The sequence below is a fragment of the Streptomyces sp. NPDC044002 genome, from assembly GCF_056434525.1.
Genome location: NZ_JBWKEZ010000016.1, coordinates 17,003 through 43,803, shown reverse-complemented (window position 1 = coordinate 43,803; position 26,801 = coordinate 17,003). Strand labels below are relative to the sequence as shown.

General features: G+C 69.6%; 22 protein-coding genes and 2 tRNA genes. 4 read left to right on the top strand and 20 right to left on the bottom strand.

The annotated features are described in order from the left end of the window. Nucleotides 1–16 precede the first annotated feature (16 nt). From AC07A6_RS14800 to folC, 10 genes are all read right to left on the bottom strand, one after another. Entirely contained in the window at nt 17–1,954 is a 1,938-nt protein-coding gene (locus tag AC07A6_RS14800; protein WP_362467245.1) for a TIGR03960 family B12-binding radical SAM protein, read from the bottom strand. 75 nt (nt 1,955–2,029) lie between these two features. Beyond that, on the bottom strand, nt 2,030–3,553 hold the full coding sequence (locus tag AC07A6_RS14795; RefSeq protein ID WP_478777355.1) for a CYTH and CHAD domain-containing protein: 1,524 nt from the start codon (nt 3,551–3,553) through the stop codon (nt 2,030–2,032). Between the two features lie 83 nt (nt 3,554–3,636). After that, nucleotides 3,637–4,836: a rod shape-determining protein RodA gene (gene rodA, locus AC07A6_RS14790; RefSeq protein ID WP_362467264.1), complete on the bottom strand. Its 1,200-nt coding sequence runs from the start codon at nt 4,834–4,836 to the stop codon at nt 3,637–3,639. Between the two features lie 9 nt (nt 4,837–4,845). Next, nucleotides 4,846–7,008: a penicillin-binding protein 2 gene (mrdA, locus tag AC07A6_RS14785; protein WP_478777354.1), complete on the bottom strand. Its 2,163-nt coding sequence runs from the start codon at nt 7,006–7,008 to the stop codon at nt 4,846–4,848. A 16-nt stretch (nt 7,009–7,024) separates the two neighbouring features. Beyond that, on the bottom strand, nt 7,025–7,720 hold the full coding sequence (mreD, locus tag AC07A6_RS14780; RefSeq protein WP_362467248.1) for a rod shape-determining protein MreD: 696 nt from the start codon (nt 7,718–7,720) through the stop codon (nt 7,025–7,027). A 3-nt stretch (nt 7,721–7,723) separates the two neighbouring features. Continuing rightward, nucleotides 7,724–8,674, bottom strand: coding sequence for a rod shape-determining protein MreC (gene mreC, locus AC07A6_RS14775; RefSeq protein WP_362467249.1), 951 nt, complete (start codon nt 8,672–8,674; stop codon nt 7,724–7,726). A 167-nt stretch (nt 8,675–8,841) separates the two neighbouring features. After that, nucleotides 8,842–9,861 (bottom strand): rod shape-determining protein, encoded by a 1,020-nt coding sequence (locus AC07A6_RS14770; protein WP_030008578.1) that lies wholly within the window; start codon nt 9,859–9,861, stop codon nt 8,842–8,844. 316 nt (nt 9,862–10,177) lie between these two features. Continuing rightward, entirely contained in the window at nt 10,178–10,588 is a 411-nt protein-coding gene (gene ndk / locus AC07A6_RS14765; protein ID WP_478777353.1) for a nucleoside-diphosphate kinase, read from the bottom strand. Between the two features lie 64 nt (nt 10,589–10,652). After that, complete coding sequence (locus AC07A6_RS14760) at nt 10,653–11,021, bottom strand: DUF4233 domain-containing protein (RefSeq protein ID WP_362467250.1); 369 nt, start codon at nt 11,019–11,021, stop codon at nt 10,653–10,655. 7 nt (nt 11,022–11,028) lie between these two features. After that, nucleotides 11,029–12,555 carry a bifunctional tetrahydrofolate synthase/dihydrofolate synthase gene (gene folC, locus AC07A6_RS14755; protein ID WP_386273014.1) on the bottom strand — a complete coding sequence of 509 codons (1,527 nt, stop codon included), beginning with the start codon at nt 12,553–12,555 and terminating at the stop codon, nt 11,029–11,031. 117 nt (nt 12,556–12,672) lie between these two features. Here folC and AC07A6_RS14750 point away from each other — a divergent pair, with 117 nt between their 5' ends. After that, nucleotides 12,673–13,722: a rod shape-determining protein gene (locus tag AC07A6_RS14750; protein WP_362467252.1), complete on the top strand. Its 1,050-nt coding sequence runs from the start codon at nt 12,673–12,675 to the stop codon at nt 13,720–13,722. A 41-nt stretch (nt 13,723–13,763) separates the two neighbouring features. On the opposite strand, the gene AC07A6_RS14745 is transcribed toward AC07A6_RS14750, so the two are convergent. Beyond that, complete coding sequence (locus tag AC07A6_RS14745; protein ID WP_478777352.1) at nt 13,764–14,912, bottom strand: sensor histidine kinase; 1,149 nt, start codon at nt 14,910–14,912, stop codon at nt 13,764–13,766. Nucleotides 14,913–15,074: 162 nt separating this feature from the next. On the opposite strand from AC07A6_RS14745, the gene AC07A6_RS14740 reads away from it, so the two are divergent. Beyond that, a complete protein-coding gene (locus AC07A6_RS14740; RefSeq protein WP_478777351.1) occupies nt 15,075–15,710 on the top strand; it encodes a vitamin K epoxide reductase family protein in 636 nt (211 codons plus the stop codon). 70 nt (nt 15,711–15,780) lie between these two features. Here AC07A6_RS14740 and AC07A6_RS14735 read toward each other — a convergent pair whose 3' ends face one another. Both AC07A6_RS14735 and AC07A6_RS14730 read right to left on the bottom strand, forming a co-directional pair. Further along, on the bottom strand, nt 15,781–18,402 hold the full coding sequence (locus AC07A6_RS14735) for a valine--tRNA ligase (protein ID WP_478777350.1): 2,622 nt from the start codon (nt 18,400–18,402) through the stop codon (nt 15,781–15,783). Beyond that, the gene (locus tag AC07A6_RS14730; RefSeq protein WP_478777349.1) at nt 18,399–19,652 is read right to left on the bottom strand and encodes an RNA-guided endonuclease InsQ/TnpB family protein; all 1,254 of its coding nucleotides are present in this window, start codon (nt 19,650–19,652) and stop codon (nt 18,399–18,401) included. The genes AC07A6_RS14735 and AC07A6_RS14730 overlap by 4 nt, the downstream gene beginning before the upstream one ends. A 195-nt stretch (nt 19,653–19,847) precedes the next feature. Between AC07A6_RS14730 and AC07A6_RS14725 the strand changes: the two genes are divergently transcribed. Further along, complete coding sequence (locus tag AC07A6_RS14725; RefSeq protein WP_478777348.1) at nt 19,848–20,852, top strand: hypothetical protein; 1,005 nt, start codon at nt 19,848–19,850, stop codon at nt 20,850–20,852. A gap of 55 nt (nt 20,853–20,907) precedes the next feature. Here the strand turns inward: AC07A6_RS14725 and AC07A6_RS14720 are convergent, their stop codons facing one another. From AC07A6_RS14720 to AC07A6_RS14695, 6 genes are all read right to left on the bottom strand, one after another. After that, nucleotides 20,908–21,237, bottom strand: a complete 330-nt coding sequence (locus tag AC07A6_RS14720) for a hypothetical protein (RefSeq protein ID WP_478777347.1) — start codon at nt 21,235–21,237, stop codon at nt 20,908–20,910. Between the two features lie 118 nt (nt 21,238–21,355). Then, a complete protein-coding gene (gene clpX / locus AC07A6_RS14715) occupies nt 21,356–22,642 on the bottom strand; it encodes an ATP-dependent Clp protease ATP-binding subunit ClpX (protein ID WP_007264060.1) in 1,287 nt (428 codons plus the stop codon). Between the two features lie 154 nt (nt 22,643–22,796). After that, entirely contained in the window at nt 22,797–23,450 is a 654-nt protein-coding gene (locus AC07A6_RS14710; protein ID WP_362467265.1) for an ATP-dependent Clp protease proteolytic subunit, read from the bottom strand. 104 nt (nt 23,451–23,554) lie between these two features. Next, nucleotides 23,555–24,172: an ATP-dependent Clp protease proteolytic subunit gene (locus AC07A6_RS14705; RefSeq protein WP_362467257.1), complete on the bottom strand. Its 618-nt coding sequence runs from the start codon at nt 24,170–24,172 to the stop codon at nt 23,555–23,557. 286 nt (nt 24,173–24,458) lie between these two features. Next, nucleotides 24,459–25,838, bottom strand: coding sequence for a trigger factor (gene tig / locus AC07A6_RS14700; RefSeq protein ID WP_362467258.1), 1,380 nt, complete (start codon nt 25,836–25,838; stop codon nt 24,459–24,461). A gap of 180 nt (nt 25,839–26,018) precedes the next feature. After that, nucleotides 26,019–26,095 (bottom strand) — tRNA-Pro (locus AC07A6_RS14695). 178 nt (nt 26,096–26,273) lie between these two features. Here AC07A6_RS14695 and AC07A6_RS14690 point away from each other — a divergent pair. Then, a tRNA-Gly gene (locus AC07A6_RS14690) sits at nt 26,274–26,344 on the top strand. A gap of 99 nt (nt 26,345–26,443) precedes the next feature. On the opposite strand, the gene AC07A6_RS14685 is transcribed toward AC07A6_RS14690, so the two are convergent. Then, complete coding sequence (locus AC07A6_RS14685; RefSeq protein WP_007264064.1) at nt 26,444–26,638, bottom strand: hypothetical protein; 195 nt, start codon at nt 26,636–26,638, stop codon at nt 26,444–26,446. Nucleotides 26,639–26,801 lie beyond the last annotated feature (163 nt).

Here is a 26,801-nt window from a genome sequence, read left to right as displayed (position 1 = left end):
GGGACATTTGGCAAGGTCACGGCTTCGGGGAGTTGCCCACCACGCTCAGCGGGAGCAGCTTCTTGCCCGTCGGGCCGATCTGGATGCTGGTCTGGAGCGCAGGACACACGCCACAGTCGAAGCACGGCGTCCAGCGGCAGTCCTCGACCTCGGTCTCGTCGAGGGCGTCCTGCCAGTCCTCCCAGAGCCAGTCCTTGTCCAGGCCCGAGTCCAGGTGGTCCCAGGGCAGGACCTCCTCGTACGTGCGCTCGCGGGTCGTGTACCAGGCCACGTCCACGCCGTACGCCGGCAGGGTCTTCTCCGCCGCCTGCATCCAGCGGTCGTACGAGAAGTGCTCGCGCCAGCCGTCGAAGCGGCCGCCGTCCTCGTAGACCGCGCGGATGACGTCGCCGACGCGGCGGTCGCCGCGCGAGAGGAGGCCCTCGACGATGCCCGGCTTGCCGTCGTGGTAGCGGAAGCCGATGGAGCGGCCGTACTTCTTGTCCCCGCGGATCTTGTCGCGGAGCTTGCCGAGGCGGGCGTCCGTCTCCTCCGCCGAGAGCTGCGGGGCCCACTGGAAGGGGGTGTGGGGCTTCGGGACGAAGCCGCCGATCGAGACCGTGCAGCGGATGTCGTTCTGGCCGGAGACCTCGCGGCCCTTGGCGATGACGTTGACCGCCATGTCGCCGATCTGGAGGACGTCCTCGTCGGTCTCGGTCGGCAGGCCGCACATGAAGTACAGCTTCACCTGGCGCCAGCCGTTGCCGTAGGCGGTGGCGACGGTGCGGATCAGGTCCTCTTCCGAGACCATCTTGTTGATGACCTTGCGCATGCGCTCGGAGCCGCCCTCGGGGGCGAAGGTCAGACCGGAACGGCGGCCGTTGCGGGTCAGCTCGTTCGCCAGGTCCACGTTGAACGCGTCCACGCGGGTCGACGGGAGGGACAGGCCCACCTTGTCGTCCGAGTAGCGGTCCGCGAGTCCCTTGGCGATGTCGGCGATCTCCGTGTGGTCCGCGGAGGACAGGGAGAGCAGGCCGACCTCCTCGAAGCCCGTCGCCTTGAGGCCCTTCTCGACCATTTCGCCGATGCCGGTGATGCTTCGCTCCCGCACGGGGCGCGTGATCATGCCGGCCTGGCAGAAACGGCATCCGCGGGTGCAGCCGCGGAAGATCTCCACGGACATGCGCTCGTGGACGGTCTCGGCGAGCGGGACCAGGGGCTGCTTGGGGTAGGGCCACTCGTCGAGGTCCATGACGGTGTGCTTGGAGACGCGCCACGGAACGCCGGAGCGGTTCGGGACGACGCGGCCGATGCGGCCGTCCTCCAGGTACTCCACGTCGTAGAAGCCCGGGATGTAGACGCTGCCGGTCTTCGCGAGGCGCAGCAGCACCTCCTCGCGGCCGCCGGGGCGGCCTTCGGCCTTCCAGGTGCGGATGATCTCGGTCATGTCGAGGACGGCCTGCTCGCCGTCGCCGATGATGGCCGCGTCGATGAACTCCGCGATCGGCTCGGGGTTGAAGGCCGCGTGGCCGCCCGCGAGCACGATGGGGTGGTCGACCGTACGGTTCTTCGCCTCCAGCGGGATGCCCGCGAGGTCCAGCGCCGTGAGCATGTTGGTGTAGCCCAGCTCCGTGGAGAAGGACAGGCCGAACACGTCGAAGGCGGAGACCGGGCGGTGGCTGTCGACGGTGAACTGGGGCACCTGGTGCTCGCGCATCAGGGCTTCCAGGTCCGGCCACACCGAGTACGTGCGCTCGGCGAGGACGCCCTCGCGCTCGTTGAGCACCTCGTAGAGGATCATGACGCCCTGGTTGGGCAGGCCCACCTCGTAGGCGTCCGGGTACATGAGCGCCCAGCGGACGTCACAGGACTCCCACGGCTTCACGGTGGAATTGAGCTCACCACCGACGTACTGGATGGGCTTCTGCACATGCGGGAGCAGAGCTTCGAGCTGTGGGAAGACCGACTCGGACATCACGCGACTTTCGTGAAGCGGGCAGGGGGCGACTCTCAAGCGTACCTTGAGGGCCGGATGCCCCCGCCCACATGATCACTTGAGGGCGGCCCGCAGCCGGGGGTCGGCGGCCTCGGCCCAGGTGGCGGGGAGGTCTCGTTCGGCGCGTTCGGCGCGGGCCTCCTCGCGGCCGTGGAGCAGGCCCCAGGTGAAGGAGGGTTCGCCTGCGCGGTGGGCCTGGTGGGCCAGGTCGCGCAGGGCGGTGCGGGCGACGACGCTGTCCTGGTGTTCGCCGAGCAGGTTCTGGACGCCCTTCATGGCGGTGGCGAGCTTCCGGGCGGGTTTCCCGAGGGCGGCTTCGGCGGCTTCGGCGGCGTAGCGGGCGCGTTTGGCGGCCTTGCGGGCCTGGTGGAGGGCGTGGTCGGCCTCTTGGCCGGGGTCGAGGGAGAGGGCGTGGTCGATGCGGGAGGCGAGTCTGGCGTAGTCGCGGAGCACGGCCTTGGGGAGGGTCTTGCCGGCGGGCTCGGCGGCGCCGGGGAGCAGTGGCGGGTCGGCGAGGAGTGCTTCCAGGGTGTCGAGGAGGGCGAGGTGGCGCGGGCTGTCGAGGGCTGTGAGGGCGCGGCGGCGGGAGGCGGCGCGGCGGGTGGTGTTCCAGGTGCGCAGGCGTTTGCGGACGGGTCCGGCGAGGAGGGGGCGGGGGAGGCCGGCGAGGGCGGTGCGGAGGTGTTCGTGGAGGACCTCGCGGTCGCGGTCGGCGCCGAGTTCGGTGCCGAGCCGGCGCAGTTCTTCGCCGATGGGGTCGGTGACCTGGCGGTCGAGGACCTTGCGGTAGGTCTTGAAGGCGCTGCGCAGGCGGCGGGAGGCGACGCGCATCTGGTGGACGGCGTCGGGCTGGTCGCGGCGGACGGCGGGGTCTTGGGTGATCAGGGCGGTGACCTGTTCGCGCAGGTACGCGAGGACGTGCGCGCCGGCGGTTCCCTCGTCGGCGGGGTCGGGGGCGGGGCGGGCGGGGGGCTGGTCGCCGGTCTCGGTGAGGGCGCGGGCGAGTTTGGAGGGGGCGTCGGAGACTTTGAGTCCGGCCTTCTTGAAGGTCTTCTCGACGGCGTCGAGGAGGCCGGGGTCGGTGCCGTCGGCGAGTTCCACCTCGACCTCGGTCCAGGTGGCGGTGGTGTCCTGGTGTTCGGCGGTGACCGCGTCGGTGGTGAGTTCGGCGAGGAGCGTGCCGTCGGCGTCGAGGAGGTGGCTGGTCCGGCGGGAGGAGAGGAGGCGGACCCGGGGTTCGAGTGGGGAGTGGCGGACGCGGGAGCGGACGAGGGCGGCGAGCGGGCCGGGGACGGTGTCGCCGAGGGCGGCGGTGACCTCGTCGCGGATGCCGGGGGCGACGGGGAGTTTGAGGTGCCAGCCGGCGTCGTGGCCGCCGGTGCGGCGGCGCAGGGTGAGGCCGTCGGCGGCGAGCCGCTGGTCGGGGGTGTCGTAGTAGACGGCGTCGAGGTCGGCTACGCCCTGGTCGAGGACGGTGGCGATGCCGGCCGTGCCGGTGAGGTCAGGGACTCCGCGCCGTTCCGTCTTGGGCTTCGTGAACTCGAATTTCCGCTCGATTTCGCGCTTCGTGTCCGCCATGGACCGAATCTAGTCCGGTTCGGTGCGCGGGGGGAGGGCGCCTCGGCGTCCGGCGGAAAGCCTCCCTCCGCACCGTGTGAGCGTCAGGCCGAGAGGGGCCGTTGGACCTTGATCGACTGGAGGAGGCCGATGGCCACCCAGACGGCGAACATGGACGATCCTCCGTAGGAGACGAAGGGCAGGGGCAGGCCGGCGACGGGCATGATGCCGAGGTTCATCCCGATGTTCTCGAAGGCCTGGAAGGCGAACCAGGCGATGATCCCGGCGGCGACGATGGTGCCGTACAGCTCGGTGGTGGCGCGGGCGATCATGCAGGCGCGCCACAGGACGATGCCGAGGAGTCCGAGGATCAGGATGCCGCCGACGAAGCCGAGCTCTTCGCCGGCGACGGTGAAGACGAAGTCGGTCTGCTGTTCGGGGACGAACTGTCCGGTGGTCTGGGGGCCCTTGAAGAGGCCGGAGCCGGTCAGGCCGCCGCCGCCGATGGCGATGCGGGCCTGGTTGGTGTTGTAGCCGGCGCCGGAGGGGTCGAGTTCGGGGTTGGCGAAGGCGGCGAAGCGGTTGATCTGGTACTGGTCGAGGACGCCGAGCTGCCAGATGAGGACGGCTCCGGCGGTGCCGGTGCCCATCAGGCCGAGGACCCAGCGGTTGGAGGCGCCGGAGGCGAGCAGCACGCCGAGCACGATGACGACCATCACCATGACGGATCCGAGGTCGGGCATCAGCATGACGATGCCCATGGGGGCGGCGGCCAGGCAGAGGGCTTTGACGACGGTGCGGTGTTCGGGGTGTTCGAGGTCGCCGGCGTCGACCCGGGCGGCGAGCAGCATCGCCATCACCAGGATGATCGTGACCTTGACGAATTCGGAGGGCTGGAGGGAGAAGCCGCCGCCGATGACGATCCAGGCGTGGGCGCCGTTGATGGTGGCGCCGAGCGGGGTGAGCACGGCGGTGACGAGGACGAGCGAGAGTCCGTAGAGGACCGGGACGGCGCCCCGCAGGTTGCGGTGGCCGAGGAGGACCGTCCCGATCATCAGTACGAAGCCGATGCCGGTGTTGAGCAGGTGGCGCCAGAGGAAGTACTGCGGGTCGCCCTGGTTGAGGGTGTCCCGGTGGCGGGTGGCGGACCAGACGAGCAGGGCGCCGATCAGGGACAGGCCGAGGGCGGAGAGCAGTATCGGCCAGTCGAGGCGGCGCAGGACCGAGTCGCGGGCCGTCAGCCGGGCGAGGGTGCCCTTCTGGGGCGCGTACCGGGATACGGAGAAGTTGTTCGCGGTCTGCATCATCACGTCTCAGTCATGCCGCAGGGGCGGCGGGCCGGCGAGCGCGGGCGGCGCCAGCTCCTCCGGGGACGGGGGCACGTACGGCTTGATCTCGGGGGAGTCGATGGTGCCGTCGGGGTGGACGGTGGGCAGCTGGGCCTGCGGCCTGGGCAGGAGGGCCTTGCCGGTGTCCTTGCCGTCCATGGTGAACCCGTACATCGCGTTGTAGATGTTGCGGACGGCGGGGCCGGAGGCGCCGGAGCCGGTGCCGCCCTGGGAGATCGTCATCACGATGGTGAAGTCGTCGGTGTAGGTCGCGAGCCACGAGGTGGTCTGCTTGCCGTAGACCTGGGCGGTGCCGGTCTTGGCGCGCAGCGGGACCCTGTCCAGGGGCCAGCCGATGAACCGCCAGGCGGCGGTGCCGCCGGGTTCGACGACCATGCGCAGGCCCTTGTCGAGGTCGCTGATGGTCTTGGCGTCGACGGGCAGTTTGCCGTGGGACTGGGGCTTGATCTCCTCGACCTTGCCCTGGGGGCTGACGACGGCCTTGCCGACGGTGGGGTTGTAGAGGGTGCCGCCGTTGCTGATGGCGGCGTAGGCGGTGGCCATCTGGATGGGGGTGACGAGGACGTCGCCCTGGCCGATGGCGAAGTTGATGCTGTCGTAGGCCTTGAGCTGGTTGCCTTCGAGGCAGCTCTCGTAGGCGATCTGCTCGACGTAGGTGCCGCCCTTCTTGCCCTGCTTGCACCAGGAGTCCTTGTTGGCCTCCCAGAAGCTCTGCTTCCAGTGGCGGTCGGGGATGCGGCCGCTGACCTCGTTGGGCAGGTCGATGTGGGTCTCGGAGCCGAGTCCGAACTCGCGGGCGGTCTTGTAGAACCAGTCGTGCGGGTTCTTGGCTTCGAGGCCGCCGTCGCGCTGCCATTCCTTGTGGCCTAGGGCGTAGAAGACGGTGTTGCAGGAGAACTTGAGGGCTTCGCCGAGGGTGATGGGGCCGTGGCCCTTGGACTCGAAGTTGGCGAAGCTGCGGCCGCCCATGTTGTAGGAGGCGCTGCAGTTGTACTTGTCGTCGAAGGCGTAGCCGGCGCGGACGGCGGCGCTGGCGGAGACCACCTTGAAGATGGAGCCGGCGGGGGCCTGGCCCTGGATGGCCCGGTTGAGGAGGGGGTAGTTGGAGTCCTTGCTGGTGAACTTGGCGTAGTCCTGGCCGGAGATCCCGCCGACCCAGACGTTGGGGTCGTAGTCGGGCTGGGAGGCCATGGCGACGACGCGGCCGGTCTTGGTCTCCATGACGACGACGGCCCCGGAGTCGGCCTCGTACTTGCGGCCGGTGATGTTGTCGGTCTCGTTGCGGACGACCTTCATCGCCTCGGCGAGCTCGTACTCGGCGACGGCCTGGACGCGGGCGTCGATGCTGGTGACGAGGGTGGAGCCGGCGATGCCGGGGTCGGACTTGGTCTCGCCCATGACGCGGCCGAGGTTGTCGACCTCGTAGGAGGTCACCTGGGCCTTGCCGCGCAGTTCCTTGTCGTAGGTGCGCTCGATGCCGGAGCGGCCGACCTGGTCGGAGCGCAGGTGGGGCGAGTCGGTGTTCTTGGCCTTCTGGATCTCGTCGTCGGTGACGGGCGAGAGGTAGCCGAGGACCTGGGCGGCGCGGCCGCCGCCGACGGCCGGGTAGCGGCGTACGGCGGTGGGTTCGGCGGTGATGCCGGGGAAGTCCTCGGGGCGTTCGCGGATCTGGAGGGCCTGCTGGGTGGTGGCCTCGGTGGTGACGGGGATCGGCTGGTAGGGGGAGCCGTTCCAGCAGGGCTTGGGGGTCTGGGAGTCGCAGAGCCGGATCTTGTCCATGACGTCCTGCGGCTTCATGTCGAGGACTCCGGCGAGGCGGGTCAGGACGGCCTTGCCCCGGTCCTTTATCCGCATCAGCTCGGTGCGGGACGCCGAGACGACGAGGCGGGTCTCGTTGTCGGCGAGGGGGACGCCGCGGGCGTCGAGGATGTCGCCGCGCACGGCGGGCTGCACCACGCGCTGGACGTGGTTGCTGCGGGCCTCGTCGGCGTATTCGTGGCCGTTGCGGATCTGGAGGTACCAGAGGCGGCCGCCGAGGGTGAAGAGCAGGGAGAAGACGAGGATCTGGATGATGACGAGCCGGATCTGCACCCGGGGGGTGCGGCCGGTCTCGGGAATGTTGGTCATGCCTGGTGCTCCCCCGTCACAGCTTCTTGACGTTCTTCACGCCTTTGACGCCCTTTATCCGGACGGCCCGGTTGGCGCGGCCGCGGGCGGTGCGCAGCCGCAGGCCGCCGCGCTGGCTGCCGATCCTGAGGCCGGTGCCGCCGGTGAGCCAGCCGGTGGAGACGTCGGCGCCCTGCGGCGGGCCGGTGTTGGCTTCGACGGCCATGGGGTCGTTCTCGGCGCGGCGGGCCAGGGCCATGATCCACGGCACGGTGAAGGGGGCGAGCAGGAGGTCGTAGAGGACTGCGGTGAACAGCAGGCCGCCGAGGCCGACATGGCGTTCGGCGGTGTCGCCGACCAGGGCGCCGACGCCGACGTACAGCATGATCGATCCGGCGGCGGCGGCGAGGACGGTCAGCATGGGGCCCCAGGCGGAGCGGAACCGGCCGTTGTCGGGGCGGGCCAGGCCGACGAGGTAGCCGATGATGCACAGCACGAGGGCGTAGCGGCCCGCGGCGTGGTCGGCGGGCGGGGCCAGGTCGGCGAGGAGCCCGGCGCCGAAGCCGAGGAGGGCGCCGGAGGTGGGCCCGTACACCAGGGACAGGGCGACGACCGTGAGCAGCATCAGGTCGGGGACGGCGCCGGGAAGCTGGAGCCTTCCCAGGATGGTGACCTGGATGACGAGGGCGACCACGACGAGGGTGGCGGAGAGCAGGATCCGGTTGAAGCGCATGGCTCAGCGTTCCTCCTCGTCCGCGGGCCGGCCGGAGACGCTCGGGGTGGGCGTGACCGTGACGGTGACCGTGGGGGTGGGCTTGGGGGGTTCGGGCTTGGGGGGCAGGACGGTGTCGCGGGGGTCTTCGCGGGGCGGGACGACGACCACGCCGACGATGTCGAGGCGGGAGAAGCCGACGAAGGGGCGGACGTGGATGGTGCGGGTGAGGCCGCCGTTGGAGGGGTCGACGCGGACGATCTCGCCGAGCGGGACGCCGGGTACGAAGGGCTTGTTGGCGCGGGAGCCGAAGGTGACGAGGCGGTCGCCGGGGCTGACCCTGGCGCGGCCGTTGAGCATCTGGACGGCGAGGGGGCGGTCGCCCTGGCCGGTGGCGAAGCCGAGTTCGCCGCTGGCTTCCAGGCGGGTGCCTACGGTGAAGTCGGGGTCGTTGGCGAGGAGGACGGTGGAGGTGTCGGGGCCGACGGTGGTGACGCGGCCGACGAGTCCGTCGCCGTTGAGGACGGTCATGTCGCGTTCGATGCCGTCCTTGCTGCCGGCGTCGATGGTGACGGTCCAGGAGAAGCCCTGGGCCGCTCCTATGGCGATGACCTCGGCGCCCTTGATGCCGTACTGTCCGGCGCCGGCCCGCTTGAGCATCTCGTCGAGTTCGCGGATGCGGCTCTTGGCCCGTTCGTCGCTGCCCATCCTGGTCTTCAGGAGGGTGTTCTCGCGCTCCAGGAGGGTGATGCGGTTGTGGCGTTCGTCGGAGTCGCGTACGGCCCCTATGGCGTTGGCGACCGGGTCCACGGCGGTCGCGACGCCCTTCTCGACCGGGCCGAAGACCGCTGCGGCGGCCTTGCGGGCACCGTCGACCGGTGACTCCTCGCCCGCTCTGATGTCCACCGTGATCAATGCGAACGCGATGGCGATCAGCAGCACCAGGAGCAGCCGGCTCTCTCGTGTGTCCCTCACGTGCGGCGGCCGTGCCTTCCTCGTAGAAAACCCGTGCGGCGGAGCCGCTCCGGCGGAGCCGGGGCTGCACCGGACTGTGCCTGTATATCAACGATCCGCCGCACGGGCGCGGTAGCACCCGTACGGCGGATCCTTGTGTTCCGCATGCCCCGTTGGAGGGGGTTTGATCATCGCCGGGGCTGGGCGTCCAGGACCTGCTGGAGGGCTTCGAACTCCTCGACGCACTTGCCGGAGCCGAGGGCCACGGAGTCGAGGGGGTCCTCGGCGATGTGGATCGGCATGCCGGTCTCGCGGCGCAGCCGCTCGTCGAGGCCGCGCAGGAGCGCGCCGCCGCCGGTGAGGACGATGCCGCGGTCCATGATGTCGCCGGAGAGTTCCGGCGGGCACTTGTCGAGGGTGGTCTTGACGGCGTCGACGATGGAGTTGACGGGCTCCTCGATGGCCTTGCGCACCTCGGCGGCGGAGATGACGACGGTCTTCGGGAGGCCGGAGACCAGGTCGCGGCCGCGGATCTCGGTGTGCTCGTCCTTGTCGAGGTCGTACGCCGAACCGATGGTGATCTTGATCTGTTCGGCGGTGCGCTCGCCGAGGAGGAGCGAGTACTCCTTCTTGATGTGCTGGATGATCGCGTTGTCCAGCTCGTCGCCGGCCACCCGGATGGACTGCGCCGTGACGATTCCGCCGAGGGAGATGACGGCGACCTCGGTGGTGCCGCCGCCGATGTCCACGACCATGTTGCCGGTGGCCTCGTGGACGGGCAGGCCCGAGCCGATGGCGGCGGCCATGGGCTCCTCGATGATGTGCACCTGGCGGGCGCCGGCCTGCGTGGACGCCTCGATGACGGCGCGCCGCTCCACTCCGGTGATGCCGGAGGGCACGCAGACCACGACGCGCGGGCGCGCCAGGTAGCGACGCTTGTGGATCTTGAGGATGAAGTACCGGAGCATGCGCTCGGTGATCTCGAAGTCGGCGATCACGCCGTCCTTGAGGGGCCGTACGGCGACGATGTTGCCGGGCGTGCGCCCGATCATCTTCTTCGCCTCCGAGCCGACCGCCAGGATTCCACCGGTGTTCGTGTTGATGGCGACCACGGACGGCTCGTTCAGAACGATTCCCCGGCCCCTCACGTACACCAGCGTGTTGGCGGTCCCGAGGTCGATCGCCATGTCACGGCCGATGAACGACATGTTGTTCCCCTTGTTCCCCATGAGGAGCGTCTGGCCTTCCAGTTGATAGCGGCTGCTGTCAGGTCGGCGAGGTGGGTGTGTGGGTGGAGGCCCCATCGTAAGGCCGCGAGTACCGGTACCGCGCGACGGGACTCCGGCGATGGCGCCGGACGGGCAACCCGCCCCCTTAGTGGTGACGTCGTGCTCTTGCCATGCGTTCCCGCAGCCTTCCGGCAATACCGAAGGGCGACCGAAATTACTTCGGTCGCCCCAGGTCATGAGCGCTATTTGGCTGATGTCTCGTCAGAAAAGCGCGCTCGCGAATGCTCCGCTACGCTCAGAGAGCCGGGAAGAAGAGCTTCAGCTCGCGCTCCGCGGACTCCTCGGAATCCGAGGCGTGGATCAGGTTCTCGCGCACGATGGTGCCGAAGTCCCCCCGGATGGAGCCGGGCGCCGCGGCGATCGGGTCGGTGGGTCCGGCCAGCTGGCGGACACCCTCGATCGCGCGTTCCCCTTCCACGACCAGGACGACGACCGGGCCGCTCGCCATGAAGCCCATCAGGGGCTCGTAGAAGGGACGGCCGACGTGCTCGGCGTAGTGCGTCTCCAGGATCTCGCGGTCGAGCGTGCGCAGCTCCATCGCCGGAATGGTCCAGCCGGCCTTCCGCTCGATGCGGCCGATGATCTCACCGACCAGCCCGCGACGGACGGCGTCGGGCTTGAGGATGACGAGCGTGCGCTGGGTCATGTGGTAACTCCTTGCGGCAAAAGGGTGCGGTGCGACGAATCTACAGGGCCGAAACGGTGAACCGTCACGCAGCGTCAGGAGCGGTCTGGCCGGCGGCCTCCGCCGTCCGCGCCGCCCAGCTGGCCTTGATCGCGTCGATCTTGCGGCCGTAGTGCACCGAGCACCACCACAGGCCCGCGAAGACCGCGCCCAGGAAGAACATCGTCGGGACCACGAAGCCGCTCGCGATCAGCCCGATCTGCAGCGCCCAGCCGAGCTGCACCGCGCCGCGGCGCGACAGCATCCCGCACAGCAGCACCGACAGCAGCATCGTCACGCCGCAGACCGTCCACACCTGGGCCTGGGTCAGGTCCGGGTTCTTCATGGCCACCAGGCCCGCGAAGCCGACGATGAAGAATTCACCGATCAGCGTGCTCGCGCAGAGCGTGCGCATCGATCCCTCAGCCCTTCTTGAACAGCAGGCGGGCCTCGCCCACCGTGATCACGGAACCGGTCACCAGGACGCCGGCCCCTCCGTATTCGGCCTCTTCCTCCGCAAGGGTGACGGCCGCCTCCAGGGCGTCGTCCAGGCGGGGCTCCACCTGCACCCGGTCCGGGCCGAAGACCTCGACCGCGATGGCCGCCAGCTCGTCGGCGCCCATGGCCCGGTGGCTGGTGTTCTCCGTGACCACGACCTCCGCGAAGATCGGCTCGAAGGCCTCGAAGACGCCCTTGACGTCCTTGCCCTCGCTCGCGGCCACGACACCGATCAGCCGGCTGAAGCCGAAGGCCTCGGTGACCGCCTCAGCGGTGACCTGCGCGCCCGCCGGGTTGTGCGCGGCGTCCAGGATCACCGTCGGGCTGCGGCGCACGACCTCCATGCGGCCCGGCGAGGTCACCGACGCGAAGGCCTGCCGGACCGTGTCCGCGTCCAGCTCCCGCGCGTGCTCCCCGCCGACTCCGAAGAAGGCCTCGACGGCGGCCAGCGCGACCGCCGCGTTGTGCGCCATGTGGGCGCCGTACAGCGGCAGGAAGATGCCCTCGTACTCGCCGCCCATACCGCGCAGGGTCAGCATCTGGCCGCCGACCGCCACCTCGCGGGAGACGACGCCGAACTCCATGCCCTCGCGGGCCACGGTCGCGTCGACCTCGACGGCCTTCTTCAGCAGCACCTGCGCCGCGTCCACCGGCTGCTGGGCCAGGATCACGGTGGCGTCCTGCTTGATGATGCCGCCCTTCTCCTGGGCGATCTCGCCGGGCGTGGAGCCGAGCCGGTCCGTGTGGTCCAGGCTGATCGGGGTGATCACCGCGACCGTCCCGTCGATCACGTTGGTGGCGTCCCAGCTGCCGCCCATGCCGACCTCGACGACGGCGACGTCGACCGGCGCGTCCGCGAAGGCCGCGTACGCCATGCCGGTGAGCACCTCGAAGAACGACAGCCGGTACTCCTCGGCCGCGTCGACCATCTCCACGTACGGCTTCACGTCGTGGTAGGTCTCGATGAACCGCTCGGCGCTGATCGGCGCGCCGTCCAGGCTGATCCGCTCGGTCACCGACTGCACGTGCGGGCTGGTGTAGCGGCCCGTGCGCAGGTCGAAGGCGTTCAGCAGGGCCTCGATCATGCGGGCCGTGCTGGTCTTGCCGTTGGTGCCGGTGACGTGGATGGACGGGTACGCGTGCTGCGGCTCGCCCAGGACGTCCATCAGCGCGGCGATCCGGCTGACGGACGGCTCCAGCTTGGTCTCGCCCCAGCGGGTGGCGAGCTCCTGCTCCACCTCCAGCAGCGCCTTCGCCACCTCCGGGTCCTCGGGGCGGGTCGGCACGGGGTCGCCCGAGGGCGGGCCGGCCTGGGCGCGCAGGGTACGGCTGCCGGCCTCGATCACCGCCAGGTCGGGGTCGCGGTCGGACTCTTCCGCCACGATCTGGTCGAACTCGTCGAAGGGACGGTCGCGGTCGCGGTCGTGGCTCTCGGGCTGCTGCTCACTCACGGGTCCAGTCTACGGACGGGCCCCCGCGGGGCTTTCGGCCCGGCCGTTTCGGGACCATCGGACGCGAAAGCGACCTGATCGTTATGCAAGCCTTGCGGACAGGAGATAGGGGAACGAATGCCGCAGGCCAGCACCACCACGACCGCTTCCAGCCGCGACATAGGGATAGACCTGGGGACCGCGAACACCCTCGTCTACGCCCGCGGCCACGGGATCGTCCTCAATGAGCCGTCCGTGGTGGCGGTCAAGGCCGGCACCACCACCGCCCTGGCCGTCGGGACCGAGGCCAAGGAGACCATCGGCCGCACGCCCGGCTCCATCACCGCCATCCGCCCCCTCAAGGACGGGGTGATCTGCGACTACGAGGCCGCCGAGGAGATGATCCGGCACTTCGTGCGCAAGGCCGTGCCCGGCCGCCGCCCCCGCACCCGGATGGTGATCTGCGTGCCGTCCGGCGTGACCCCCGTCGAGCGGCGGGCCATCGTCCACGCCTCCACCCGGGCCGGGGCCAGGACCGTCCACCTCATCGAGGAGCCGATGGCCGCCGCGATCGGGGCCGGCCTGCCCGTGGCCGAGCCGCGCGGCTCCATGGTGGTGGACATCGGCGGCGGCACCTCCGAGGTCGCCGTGATCTCCCTCGGCGGGATCGTCACCTCGCAGTCCCTGCGGGTCGGCGGGGACCGGCTGGACGCCGCGATCATGGACTACGTGCGCAAGGAGCACGCACTGCTCATCGGCGAGCGCACCGCCGAGGACGTCAAGGTCGCCATCGGCTCCGCCTGGCCCGTCCCGGACCGGCCCGAGCTGGAGACCCGGACCTTCACCGTGCGCGGCCGCGAGAAGGTCGGCGGGATGCCCAAGACCCTGGAGCTGACCGCGCCCGACGTCCGGGCCGCCCTCGACGAGCCCGTCGAGGCGATCATCGCCGCGGTCCGCACCACCCTGGAGGACTGCCCGCCAGAGCTGTCCGGCGACGTCATGGAGCACGGCATCGTTCTCACCGGCGGCGGCGCCCTGCTGCCCGGCCTGGACCTGCGCATCGCCTCCGCCACCGGCATCCCGGTGTTCGTCGCGGACTCCCCGCTGGACTGCGTGGCACTCGGCTCCGGCCGCTGCGTCGAGGACCTCGACACCCTCAGCGGACTGCTCTCCCCCGCGAAGGCCTGACCACGCCACCTGACCACGCCTTTTGTCGAGGACGGGCCCGGTCAGCCGCGCGGCAGCACCGCGACGACCTCGTACGAGTCCGGCGTCCGCGTCGCCGTCAGCGTCCCGCCCAGGCTGCGGACCCGCTCGGCCATGCTCGCCGTGCCCGAGCCCGCCGAGACCGGGGCCCGGCCCGGGGTGCCGGCCGGCAGGCCGTTGCTGACGGCGATCCGCACGTGCGGGCCGTCCGCCCGGACCGACACCTCGATGGTCTCGCCGCGCGCGTGCTTGGCCGCGTTGGTCAGGCACTCCTGAACCACCCGGTACACCGCCGCCTGCCGCAGCGGCGACAGCCCGTGCGCCTGCGGGTCCATCGCCAGCCGGACGGGCGAGCCGGCCCGCCCGCTCTCCTCCGCCAGCGCCGCGAGCCCGTCCACGCCGGGCGTGGCCGCGCGCTCCCCGCGCTGCACGATGATCTCGTTGAGCACCAGGTGCGCCCGCCGGGCCGTGTCCGACAGCTCCTCGAAGTCCTTCGCGTACGGGGTCTCGCGCGCCCGCATCGACAGCACCTCCGAGCGCACCGTCAGCAGGGTCAGCTCCCGCCCCACGAAGTCGTGGACGTCCCGGGCGACGGAGGTCCGCTCCTCCTGCACGGCGTTCAGCACCGCCGACTCGGCCCGCCTGGCCTCCAGCTCGCGCACCAGGTCGTGCCGGTAGGCGGCGATCCCGACGGCCGAGGCGAGCACCCCGATGGGCACCACCAGACCGAGGAAGGAGCTGAGCGTCGCGGCCCTGGGCTCGGGCCAGCCCGGCACGCAGAACACCGAGACCGCGAAGGCCAGGTACCCGACGGTGGCCAGCACCGCGGCGCGGCGCCCCCGGTAGCGGCCGACGGAGTACAGGGCGAACTGGATCAGGGTCAGCTCGTGCAGCCAGCCGATGAACAGCAGTGCCGTGAGGTACGCCGCCCAGGGCATCCGGCGCCGCAGCAGCAGCGTCGCGCAGCCCACGGTGAGCACGGCGGCGGCCCCGGCCCCGTTGAGGGAGTTGTCGGCGGCGGCCAGGCCGGGCAGGTCGAGCGCCATCAGGGCCAGGCAGCTCAGCGCCGCGAGGACGTCCTGCGCCCGCGGGGAGGCGCCCCGGCCCTCGGCCAGCCGGCGGCCGCAGGCCACGAGCCGCTGGAAGGGCGACGGGGCGGGCTTGACGTGCATCTCCCCATCATCCGTGGTCCGCGCCCGGGATCGGATCGGCAGGTGGGACATATCAAGTGATATACGGCACTCCGTTTATCTCGGAGTCAGGGCCCAAAGCCCCCGCCGGAAGCGACCTTCCGCCCTCCCGGCGCCCGCCCCGGCCGACGTAGCGTCGGCAGAATGACCACCGCCGCCCACAGGAACGCCGGAACCGCCGGGACCGCCCGAGCCGCCGGGCCCCCCGGAGCCACCGCCCTCACGCCCGACCGGTCCGCCGAGACCCGCCGCACCGGCCTGCTCCTCCTCGCCGGCGGCCTCATCGGCACCCTCGCCTCCGGGATGCTGGCGTACGACCGCATCCGCACCCTGGAGGACCCCCTCTTCACCCCCGGCTGCAACATCAACGCGGTGCTGAGCTGCGGCGACGTGATGACCGCCTGGCAGAGCGAGCTGCTGGGCCCGCCCAACGCCCTGCTCGGCCTCGCCGCCTTCGCCGCCCTCGCGGGCCTGGGCCTGGCGGTGGCCGCCGGGGCCCGGCTGCCGCGCCGGCTCTGGCAGGGGCTGTGGGCCGCGCTCGCCGCCGGCTTCGCCCTCACCCTGTGGCTGATCGGCCAGTGCCTGTACGTGATCGGCGCGCTGTGCCCGTGGTGCACGGCCGTCTGGGCGGTGATGATCCCGCTGTTCTGGTACGTCACCCGGCACCTGGCCCGCCCCGGCTCCCCGCTGCGCGCCCTCCCCCACTGGCTGGTCCCGACCGCCCTGTACCTCGCGGTGGCCGCGCTGGTCGTGACCCGCTTCGGGACCGGCCTGCTCTGAACGTGCGCGAAGGCCCCCGCACCGTCCGGGAACGGTGCGGGGGCCTTCGTACGACTGTGTTGCTCTGCGACTACGCGGCGGGCAGACCGGCCAGCTGCGCCTGGATCCGGGCGATGTCCGCCTCGGCCTTGGCCAGACGGCCCTTGATCTTGTCCACGACGTTGTCCGGCGCCTTGGCGATGAACGCCTCGTTCGCCAGCTTCGCCTCGGCCTGCTGCTTCTCCTTCTCAGCGGCGCCCAGGTCCTTCGTCAGGCGCTTGCGCTCGGCCTCGACGTCGATGGTGCCCGACAGGTCGAGGGCCACCGTCGCACCGCCGACCGGGAGGGTCGCGGAGGCGCTGAAGGCGTCGCCCTCCGGCTGGAGGCGCAGCACCTGGCGGATGGCCGCCTCGTGCGCGGCCAGCGCCGTACCGGACAGGTCCAGGCGGGCCGGAACCTTCTGCTTGTCGTCGAGGCCCTGCTCCTTGCGGAAGCGGCGGACCTCGCGGACCAGGTTCTGGACGCCCTCGATCTCGGCCTCGGCGGCCTCGTCGCGGAAGCCACTGTCCTTCGGCCAGTCAGCGATGACGAGGGACTCACCGCCGGTCAGCGTGGTCCACAGCGTCTCGGTGACGAACGGGACCACCGGGTGCAGCAGGCGCAGCATGACGTCGATGACCTCGCCGAGGACCCGGCTGGAGACCTTCGCCTGCTCGCCGCCCGCGAAGAAGGTCGTCTTCGACAGCTCGACGTACCAGTCGAAGACCTCGTCCCACGCGAAGTGGTAGAGGGCCTCGCTGAGCTTCGAGAACTGGAAGTCCTCGTAGTAGCCGTCGACCTGCGCGACCGTCTTGTTCAGGCGGGAGAGGATCCAGCGGTCGGTGGCCGACAGCTGCTCGGCCGGCGGCAGCTCGCCCTCGATCGTGGCGCCGTTCATCAGCGCGAAGCGCGTGGCGTTCCAGATCTTGTTGGCGAACTTGCTGGACGCCTGGACCCAGTCCTCGCCGATCGGCACGTCGGTGCCGGGGTTGGCGCCCTTGGCCAGGGTGAAGCGGACGGCGTCGGAGCCGTACTTGTCCATCCAGTCGAGCGGGTCGACGACGTTGCCGAAGGACTTCGACATCTTCTTGCCGCGCTCGTCGCGGACCAGGCCGGTCAGCGCGATCGTCTTGAAGGGGACCTCGCCGTCCATGGCGTACAGGCCGAACATCATCATCCGGGCGACCCAGAAGAAGATGATGTCGTGGCCGGTGACCAGGACGTCGGTGGAGTAGAACTTCGCCAGGTCCGGGGTCTTCTCCGGCCAGCCCAGCGTGGAGAACGGCCACAGGCCGGAGGAGAACCAGGTGTCCAGGACGTCGGTGTCCTGGGTCCAGCCCTCGCCCGAGGGCGCTTCCTCGTCGGGGCCGACGCAGACGACCTCGCCGTCCGGGCCGTACCAGACCGGGATGCGGTGGCCCCACCACAGCTGGCGCGAGATGCACCAGTCGTTGAGGTTGTCGACCCAGTCGAAGTAGCGCTTCTCCATCTCGACGGGGTGGATCGAGACGCGGCCGTCGCGGACGGCGTCGCCGGCGTTCTTGGCCAGCGTCTCGACCTTGACCCACCACTGGAGGGACAGGCGGGGCTCGACGGTGGTGCTGCAGCGCGAGCAGTGCCCGACGGAGTGCAGGTAGGGGCGCTTCTCGGCGACGATCCGGCCCTGCTGGCGCAGCGCGCCGACGACGGCGGAGCGGGCCTCGAAGCGGTCCAGGCCGAGGAAGGGGCCGTGGACGGTGATGACGCCGTGCTCGTCCATGATCGTCATGTTGGGCAGGTTGTGGCGCTGCCCGATGGCGAAGTCGTTCGGGTCGTGCGCCGGGGTCACCTTGACGCAGCCGGTGCCGAACTCGGGGTCGACGTGCGCGTCGGCGACGACCGGGATCGAGCGGTCGGTGAGCGGCAGCTTGATGAGACGGCCGACCAGGTGCTTGTAGCGCTCGTCGTCCGGGTGGACGGCGATGGCCGTGTCACCGAGCATCGTCTCGGCGCGGGTGGTGGCGACGACGAGGCTGTCCTCGCCCTCGCCGTACCGGATGGAGACCAGCTCGCCGGCGTCCTCCTGGTACTCCACCTCGATGTCGGAGATGGCCGTCAGACAGCGGGGGCACCAGTTGATGATGCGCTCGGCGCGGTAGATCAGCTCGTCGTCGAAGAGCTTCTTGAAGATGGTCTGGACGGCCTTGGACAGGCCCTCGTCCATGGTGAAGCGCTCGCGCGACCAGTCGACGCCGTCGCCGAGGCGGCGCATCTGGCCGAGGATCTTGCCGCCGTACTCTTCCTTCCACTGCCAGACGCGCTCGACGAACTCCTCGCGGCCCAGGTCGTGGCGGGACTTGCCCTCCTCGGCGAGCTGCTGCTCGACCTTGTTCTGGGTGGCGATGCCGGCGTGGTCCATGCCGGGCAGCCACAGGGACTCGAAGCCCTGCATGCGCTTGCGGCGGGTCAGGGCGTCCATGAGGGTGTGCTGGAAGGCGTGGCCCAGGTGGAGCGAGCCCGTGACGTTCGGCGGCGGGATGACGATGGTGTACGCGGGCTTCTCGCTCGCGGCGTCGGCCGTGAAGTAGCCACGCTCTACCCAGCGCTCGTAGAGCTTCCCCTCTACCTCGGCCGGCGCGTACTGGGTCGGCAGTTCGGAGTTGGGGGCACTGGGTGTCTGCGTGTTCTCGGTCACGGGCACAGTTTAGAGGCGTGTCGGTCCAGTATTGAAACCGTTGACGTGCCGCCCGGCCGACCGGTCCGGCTTCCTGCTTCACCGCGCGGCGCCGGAACTCTCGTCCCGGTCCTACCCGCGCTCCACGAGGCGTTTGACCTGTCCGCCCGTCCGGCGGCCAGGGTGTTGATCGCTGCGTTCTCGTCCCGGTCGTGGACCGAGCCACAGGCGACGCAGGTCCATGCGCGGACGTGCAGCGGCTTGGGCCCGTCGCGATGTCCACAGGTGGAACAGATCTGGGAGGTCGGCACGAAGCGACCGACCCTTCCGAAGTGGCGGCCGTGCTTGACCGCCTTGTACTCCAGCATGCGGACGAAGGCACCCCAGCCCGCATCGTGCACCGACTTGGCATGTCTGGTCCGGCCGAGGGCGTGCACAGCGAGGTCTTCCACGTACACCGCTTGGTTGTCGCGGATGATCCGTGTGGACATCTTGTGGTGCCAGTCCCTGCGCCGGTCGACGACTTTGGCATGCTGCCGGGCGAGCTCGATCCGGGCCTTGGCCCGGTTCTTCGACCCGTCCGCCTTCCGTGACAGATCCCGCTGGAGCCTCTTCACCTTCTTCTCCGCCCTCCGCAGGAAACGGGGAGAGGAGATCTTCGTACCGTCGGACAGGACCGCGAACGTGGTGAGCCCCAGATCGATGCCCACCTCGGCATCGACCTCGGGAAGGCCTTCCGGCTGCACGGCGACGACGAAACTGGCGAAGTAACGCCCGGCAGCGTCCTTGATGATCGTCAAGGACGTCGGTGCAGCAGGCAGCGGCCTCGACCACCTGACCTTCAGGTCTCCGACCTTGGCCACGTACACACGGCCATCATCCCGCAGGGCGAACGCGTTGGTGTTGAGCCGGATACCCTGCCGCGGGTCCTTTCGGGACTTGAAGCGCGGGGGGCCGTGTCTCCGCCCCTTCCTGTCGCCGCTCAGCGATGCGAAGAAATTCCCGAAGGCGGCGTCCAGGTCCCTCAGCGATTGCTGGAGCACCACGGCAGAGACGTCCCGAAGCCAGCGGCGTTCCTCCGTCCGCTTGGCCCGGGTGATGAACACCTTCGACAGCTCGGACGACGGCACGTACGGCAGGCCCGCCGCGTACGCGTCCCTGCGGGCCCGAAGGCAGTCATTCCACACCACACGAGCGCAACCGAGCGCCTGCGCCAGCGCCGAGCGCTGGGGGGCGTCGGGGTACACCCGGTAGTTGTAGCGAAGCCGCATGGCCCGCACCCTAGAGACAGACTGCACACTGTCGGCATACATGACCGCAATTGCCCGGAAAGATTCCGCTCGGGCAACTTGTTGTCATCACGGCGGTAACAGTCCCGCACTGAACCACACCCCGAGGCCCTTGCCGCCCCGGCCTTCCGCCAGGATGTGTGAAACGGATAAGCACACCTCACAGGGGGACGCGGGATGAGTTACAACCAGCCGGGGCCATACGGCCAGCAGCCGCAGCAGCCGGGTCCCTACGGCCAGCAGCCCCCACAGCAGCCGAACCCGTACGGCCAGCCCGCCCAGCAGCCCGGCTACGGCTACCCCCAGCAGCAGCCCCCCGCCCCGTCCTACCCGCAGCAGCCGGCGCAGCCGTCCTACCCGCAGCAGCCCGCACCGTCGGCCTACCCCCAGCAGGGCGGCTACCAGACCCCTCCCCCGCCCCCGCCGGCACCACAGCCCGCGTACGGCTACCAGCAGCCGCAGCAGCAGCCCCAGACCCCCGCGTACGTCCCGCCGCCGCCGGCGCCGCCGAAGAAGTCGAAGGCCGTCCCGGTCATCGCGGCGGTCGTGGGCGTCGCGGTGATCGCGGGCGGCGCGTGGTGGTTCCTGAGCTCGGGCGGTTCGGTCTCGGACGAGACGAAGGGCTACAAGCTGGTCGCCCCGGAGTCGGTGGGCGAGTTCCAGAAGGACCCGAAGTACCAGCCCAAGCAGCTCAGCGACGCGGACAAGCCGCAGGTCGAGGCGGCGGGCATCAAGAACCCCACCCAGGTGGGGATGGACTACTTCGTCGGCGACCCGAAGAACCCGCTCACGTTCAAGGGCCTCACCTTCAGCGGCTACTACGGCGAGATCGCCGACCCAGAGAAGACCGTCGACGGGGCCTTCGCCATGGTGCAGGCGAGGATCACCAAGGACGGCAAGTCGGACGCCCAGCTCGTCGGCAGCCCCAAGGAGTTCACCCCCGACGGGTTCGAGGGAGCCGTCATGAAGTGCCAGGAGCTCAAGGCCACTTCGAAGGACCCGAACACCAAGGGCCCCAAGGAGATCACGATTCCGGTGTGCATCTGGGCTGACTACAGCACCATGGCCACGGTCACCGCCAGCGACGCCGCCGCCATCCTCGCGAGCAAGCCGGGCTACACCCTGGAGCAGGACTCCGACCTGACCTCGAAGCTGTACAAGACCGCCCGCGCCAAGAAGTAACGAGAGCGAGGTTCGGCGCGAGACACGTGATCGCGCCGAACAAACCCTCCAACCCTCAGTTCCCGGCTTCCGTGCATGCCGTAACAACGTCGCGCTGCTTGATGCCAAGGTTGCTCAGTGCGGAGATGCACCTGGGCCACGCGGTAGCACTCCCGAGGACCGACCTGTCAGCGCCCGACGCACACGCCTCCTTCACCCGCGGACCAACGGTGTAGCCCACGTTGCTCAGGTAGATCTGGCAGTCGAACGACGTCGCCGACGCCGGCGTGGCCGCGATCATCGGCAGTGCGGCAGCAGCAAACGTGGCCGCCAGGACGCCGAGCGTACGCTTCTTCTTCATTTCCTCGTTCCTTCCAGGAAGAATTCCCACCACCAAGTGGATCATGGAAGGGATCTTCAACTTGACCGGACGCGGACAATTGGCTGATTCCTGCGCATTTCAGGCCTGAACGCCAGAAGGGGCGCTCCCGGTCGGGAGCGCCCCTTCTCGTGTGTCCGTGCGGCTACGCCGACTTCTCGTGCGGGCCCTGGTCCTTCGGGACGATGCGGGGGACCAGCGTCGGGTTGACGTTGGAGCGGACCACGTCGGCCGTGATGACCACGCGGGCCACGTCCTTGCGGGACGGGACCTCGTACATCACCGACATCAGGACCTCTTCCATGATGGCGCGCAGGCCGCGCGCGCCCGTCTGGCGGAGGATCGCCTGGTCCGCGATGGCTTCGAGGGCCTCGCGCTCGAAGTCCAGCTCGACGCCGTCGAGTTCGAACAGGCGCTGGTACTGCTTCACCAGGGCGTTGCGCGGCTCGACCAGGATCTGGAGGAGGGCTTCCCGGTCCAGGTTGTGGACCGAGGTGATGACCGGGAGGCGGCCGATGAACTCCGGGATCATCCCGAACTTCACCAGGTCCTCCGGCATGACCTCCTGGAACTGGTCGCTCGCCTCGATCTCCCGCTTCGAGCGGATCGTCGCCCCGAAGCCGATGCCCTTGGCGCCCGCACGCGACTCGATGATCTTCTCCAGGCCGGCGAAGGCGCCGCCCACGATGAAGAGCACGTTCGTCGTGTCGATCTGGATGAACTCCTGGTGCGGGTGCTTGCGGCCGCCCTGCGGGGGGACGGAAGCGGTGGTGCCTTCCAGGATCTTCAGGAGGGCCTGCTGGACGCCTTCACCGGACACGTCGCGCGTGATCGACGGGTTCTCGCTCTTGCGGGCGACCTTGTCGATCTCGTCGATGTAGATGATCCCGGTCTCGGCCTTCTTGACGTCGTAGTCGGCCGCCTGGATCAGCTTCAGGAGGATGTTCTCGACGTCCTCGCCCACGTACCCGGCCTCCGTCAGCGCCGTCGCGTCGGCGATGGCGAACGGGACGTTGAGCATGCGGGCCAGGGTCTGGGCCAGCAGGGTCTTGCCGGAGCCCGTGGGGCCCAGCAGCAGGATGTTGGACTTCGCGAGCTCGATCGCGTCGTCACGGCCCTGCGCGCCGCCGTTCTCGCCGGCCTGGACGCGCTTGTAGTGGTTGTAGACCGCTACGGAGAGCGCCTTCTTCGCCGGCTCCTGGCCGACGACGTAGCTCTCCAGGAACTCGTAGATCTCACGGGGCTTGGGGAGTTCCTCCCACCGGACCTCGGAGGTCTCCGCGAGTTCCTCTTCGATGATCTCGTTGCAGAGGTCGATGCACTCGTCGCAGATGTACACACCGGGTCCTGCGATGAGCTTCTTCACCTGCTTCTGGCTCTTTCCGCAGAACGAGCACTTGAGCAGGTCGCCGCCGTCACCGATGCGTGCCACGAGGTGCTTCCCCTTCGCCTGGGAGACGCTTTGGTTCAGCGCTCCTGGTGCCTCATATCCGACGGTACCTTGCCGGGGGCCCCGTTCGGGGCCCCCTTGACGCGGTTCACATCGCGGGATTCCGCGGTGCGGCCGCGCCGAGTGGCGGCAAGGATCAGACCGCGTTCATCTTGCGGGTCGAGACGATCTGGTCGATCAGCCCGTACGCCAGCGCGTCCTCGGCCGTGAGGATCTTGTCGCGCTCGATGTCGTCGCGGATCTTCTCGATCGGCGTCGACGAGTGCTTGGCCAGCATGCTCTCCAGCTGGTCGCGCATGCGCAGGATCTCGTTGGCCGCGATCTCCAGGTCGGAGAGCTGCTCGCGGCCGGTGCCGCCGGAGGGCTGGTGGATCAGCACGCGGGCGTTCGGGAGGGCCATGCGCTTGCCGGGGGTGCCGGCGGCGAGCAGGACCGCGGCGGCGGAGGCCGCCTGGCCCATGCAGACCGTCTGGATGTCCGGCTTCACGAACTGCATCGTGTCGTAGATCGCCGTGAGGGCGGTGAAGGAGCCGCCCGGGCTGTTGATGTAGATCGAGATGTCGCGGTCCGGGTCCATCGACTCCAGGCACAGCAGCTGCGCCATGACGTCGTTGGCGGAGGCGTCGTCGATCTGGACGCCGAGGAAGATCACGCGCTCCTCGAAGAGCTTCGCGTACGGGTCGTACTCGCGCACGCCCTGCGAGGTGCGCTCGACGAAGCGCGGGATGACGTACCGGTTGTCGACCTGAGGGCCGGAGTAGAGGCCGCTCGCGGAGAAGTTGTTCTGCATCTGGGTGTTCACCGTCCTGGTGGCGTTCTGCGGGCTGTGGGTGCCTGGCACGGGCGGGCGGGGCGCAGGGGTCCTCGTACGGGACCCCGTGCGCCGGGCCGGGGTCAGGCCCCGGTGCCGCCGCCGCCCGGGACCAGGGACGCGGCGGAGATGATCTCGTCGATGAGGCCGTAGTCCTTGGCCTCCTCCGCCGTGAACCAGCGGTCGCGGTCGCCGTCGCGGATGATCGCCTCCACGGTCTGGCCCGAGTGGTGCGCGGTGATCTCGGCCATGCGCTGCTTGGTGCGCAGCAGGTACTGGGCCTGGATCTTGATGTCCGAGGCGGTGCCGCCGATGCCGGCGGAGCCCTGGTGCATCAGGATGTCGGTGTTCGGGAGCGCGAAGCGCTTGCCCGGCGTGCCGCCGGTGAGCAGGAACTGGCCCATGGAGGCGGCCATGCCCATGCCGATGGTGACGACGTCGTTCGGGATGTACTGCATGGTGTCGTAGACCGCCATGCCCGCCGTCACGGAGCCACCGGGGCTGTTGATGTACAGGTAGATGTCCTTCTCCGGCTCGGCGGCCAGGAGGAGGAGCTGCGCCGTGATCTTGTTCGCGATCTCGTCGTCGACCTGCTGGCCGAGGAAGATGATGCGTTCGCCGAGCAGCCGGTTGTAGACATGGTCGCCGAGGCCGCCACCGATGGACGGCTCACCCGCGGCGTAAGGCTTCAGATTCGTCACGTATCCACCTGCTCGTCTCCGACGGCCACATGCCGTCTCAGCGTCTCGTTCTGGGGCGCGGACCTGCCGGGGGTCGATGCCCGCCGGCTTCGGGTACTCCCGTGCCCTCGTATTCATGGACCCTAACGCGCAGGTAGGACAACGCCATCCCGCTTCCCGAACTGTTCGCTCGGAGCGCAAGGTCCCGAGCGCCCCGCGAGGGCACGCGGAAGGGCCCGGACGCGGCTGCGTCCGGGCCCTTCGGGGCACTGCTCAGGGGGCTCCTCGGGGGCGCCTCCCGGAGGTGTTACTTGGCCTCGGCGTCACCCTCGACGGCGGCCTCGACGACCTCGGCGGCCGTCTCGGTCTCGTCCTCGTCGTCGGAGAGGTCGACGACCTCACCGTTGGTGTCGACGACCTTGGCGGCCTCGACGACGGTCGCGAGGGCCTTGCCGCGGGCGACCTCGCCGACCAGCATCGGGACCTGGCCGCCCTCGACGACGGCCTGGGCGAACTGGTCGGGGGACATGCCGGAGGACTGCGCGCGGCGCATGAGGTGCTCGGTGAGCTCCTCCTGGTTGACGCCCAGCTTCTCCTTGTTGACCAGCGCGTCGAGGACGAACTGGGTCTTGATGCCCTTGACGGCCTGCTCGGAGGTCTCGGCGTCGAACTCCTCGACCGTCTTGCCCTGGATCTCGAGGAACTTCTCGAGGTTCAGGCCCATCTGGCCGAGCTGGTGGTGCTCCAGGTTGTGCTTGCGGGTCTGGACCTCGTCCGCGAGGAGCTTCTCGGGGATCGGGACCTCGACGAGCTCCAGCAGCTTCTCCAGGACGCGCTCCTGGGCCTGCGTGGCCTGGTCGTACTGCTTCATGTTCTCGAGGCGCTTGCGGCTGTCGGCCTTGAGCTCGTCGAGGGTGTCGAACTCGCTCGCCATCTGGGCGAACTCGTCGTCCAGCTCCGGCAGCTCGCGGGCGGAGACCTTGGTGACCTTGACGGTGACCTCGGCGTCCTTGCCCTCGGCGGAGCCGCCCTTCAGCTGCGAGGTGAAGGTGGCCTCGCCGCCGGCCTCCAGGCCCGTGACGGCCTCGTCGATGCCGTCGAGGAGCTCGCCGGAACCGATGGTGTAGGAGACGTCGGTGGCGACGCCGTCCGCGAGGACCTCGCCGTCGACCTTGGCCTCGAGGTCGATGGTGACGACGTCACCCTCGGCCGCGGCGCGCTCGACGTCCTTGGTGGACGCGAAGCGGTTGCGCAGCTGCTCGACGGACTTCTCGACGTCCTCGTCCGAGACCTCGACCGCGTCGACCTCGACCTCGATGCCGGAGTAGTCCGGGATCTCGATCTCGGGGCGGACGTCCACCTCGGCGGTGAAGGTCAGCAGCTCGCCGTCCTTCAGCTCGGTGATGTCGACCTCGGGCTGGCCCAGCGGGTTCAGGTCGGCCTCGTTGACGGCCTCGGTGTAGAACTTCGGGAGGGCGTCGTTGACGGCCTCCTCCAGCACCGCACCGCGGCCGAAGCGCTGGTCGATGACGCGGGCAGGGATCTTGCCCTTGCGGAAGCCCTTCACCGTGACCTGCTGGTTGATCTTCTTGTACGCCGCGTCGAGGCTGTCCTTGAGCTCCTCGAAGGGCACCTCGACAGTGAGCCGAACCCGAGTCGGGTTCAGGGTCTCCACGGCGCTCTTCACGGTTCGGTCTCCTTGTGGCTGACTGCTGGGGGTTCTGCCGGAACGCTGCGATTCAGCGGTCTCGGCGGATTCGGCCCGGTACATCAGACACACGGGCACGCAGCTTGCATAGTAACCGCAAGCGGCAATCAGCCCACAACGCGATCTTGGCGAAGGATCGGTGGCGCGGGCGGTACTGAGTGGTCGGGGTGGCCGGATTCGAACCGACGACCTTCCGCTCCCAAAGCGGACGCGCTACCAAGCTGCGCCACACCCCGTCGGTGCGACACGTAGGGTACATGCCCGGAGACCCTCCGACGCCCCCGGTTTTCCAGGCGGGCGCACGCGCGTGCGGGGCGGGCCGGGACACGGCGGGAAAAGCGGTGTGCACTCCCCCCGCGCGACCCGCTAGGATGCTGTCCGTGCCGCGGTCCCCGGACCTGCGGCGCACGTGTTGCGGGTGTAGCTCAATGGTAGAGCCCTAGTCTTCCAAACTAGCTACGCGGGTTCGATTCCCGTCACCCGCTCTTCATGGCTCGGGGCCAGGCCGGAGATCTCCTCCAGGACCTGGCCCCTTGTCGTTTGCCGGTGCGGTTTCCCGGTGCGGTTTCCCGTGCGGTTTCGGCTCAGAGCTTGATGCCCGCGATGGTGTCCGCGAGGGAGTTCAGGAAGCGGTTGACGTCCGGGGCGATGGAGCTGGACGCGAGGAAGAACCCGAAGAGGACCGCGATGATCGCGGGGCCCGCCTTGATGTGGTTGCCGCGGATCAGGATCACCAGGATGACCGCCAACAGAACCACCACTGACAGCGAAATGGCCACTACTGATCACACCTTCGGTCGTCCCCTGGCCGGCCCGGCGCGCGCGGCGTTGCGCGCCCCACATGCACCATCCTCCCACCAACCGGCCCCGGCTATCCGCGCCGTGACGAATCGCCGCCGCCCCTTTCGCGCCAACCGCGCACGCATTCGGGATGTTTCGGGT

Excerpts from the sequence above, each read along its gene's own strand:
- AC07A6_RS14800 (WP_362467245.1), bottom strand. The coding sequence starts at position 1,954 with ATGTCCGAGTCGGTCTTCCCACAGCTCGAAGCTCTGCTCCCGCATGTG.
- AC07A6_RS14795 (WP_478777355.1), bottom strand. The coding sequence starts at position 3,553 with ATGGCGGACACGAAGCGCGAAATCGAGCGGAAATTCGAGTTCACGAAG.
- rodA (WP_362467264.1), bottom strand. The coding sequence starts at position 4,836 with ATGCAGACCGCGAACAACTTCTCCGTATCCCGGTACGCGCCCCAGAAG.
- mrdA (WP_478777354.1), bottom strand. The coding sequence starts at position 7,008 with ATGACCAACATTCCCGAGACCGGCCGCACCCCCCGGGTGCAGATCCGG.
- mreD (WP_362467248.1), bottom strand. The coding sequence starts at position 7,720 with ATGCGCTTCAACCGGATCCTGCTCTCCGCCACCCTCGTCGTGGTCGCC.
- AC07A6_RS14770 (WP_030008578.1), bottom strand. The coding sequence starts at position 9,861 with ATGTCGTTCATCGGCCGTGACATGGCGATCGACCTCGGGACCGCCAAC.
- ndk (WP_478777353.1), bottom strand. The coding sequence starts at position 10,588 with ATGACCCAGCGCACGCTCGTCATCCTCAAGCCCGACGCCGTCCGTCGC.
- AC07A6_RS14760 (WP_362467250.1), bottom strand. The coding sequence starts at position 11,021 with ATGCGCACGCTCTGCGCGAGCACGCTGATCGGTGAATTCTTCATCGTC.
- AC07A6_RS14750 (WP_362467252.1), top strand. The coding sequence starts at position 12,673 with ATGCCGCAGGCCAGCACCACCACGACCGCTTCCAGCCGCGACATAGGG.
- AC07A6_RS14745 (WP_478777352.1), bottom strand. The coding sequence starts at position 14,912 with ATGCACGTCAAGCCCGCCCCGTCGCCCTTCCAGCGGCTCGTGGCCTGC.
- AC07A6_RS14740 (WP_478777351.1), top strand. The coding sequence starts at position 15,075 with ATGACCACCGCCGCCCACAGGAACGCCGGAACCGCCGGGACCGCCCGA.
- AC07A6_RS14730 (WP_478777349.1), bottom strand. The coding sequence starts at position 19,652 with ATGCGGCTTCGCTACAACTACCGGGTGTACCCCGACGCCCCCCAGCGC.
- AC07A6_RS14725 (WP_478777348.1), top strand. The coding sequence starts at position 19,848 with ATGAGTTACAACCAGCCGGGGCCATACGGCCAGCAGCCGCAGCAGCCG.
- AC07A6_RS14720 (WP_478777347.1), bottom strand. The coding sequence starts at position 21,237 with ATGATCCACTTGGTGGTGGGAATTCTTCCTGGAAGGAACGAGGAAATG.
- AC07A6_RS14710 (WP_362467265.1), bottom strand. The coding sequence starts at position 23,450 with ATGCAGAACAACTTCTCCGCGAGCGGCCTCTACTCCGGCCCTCAGGTC.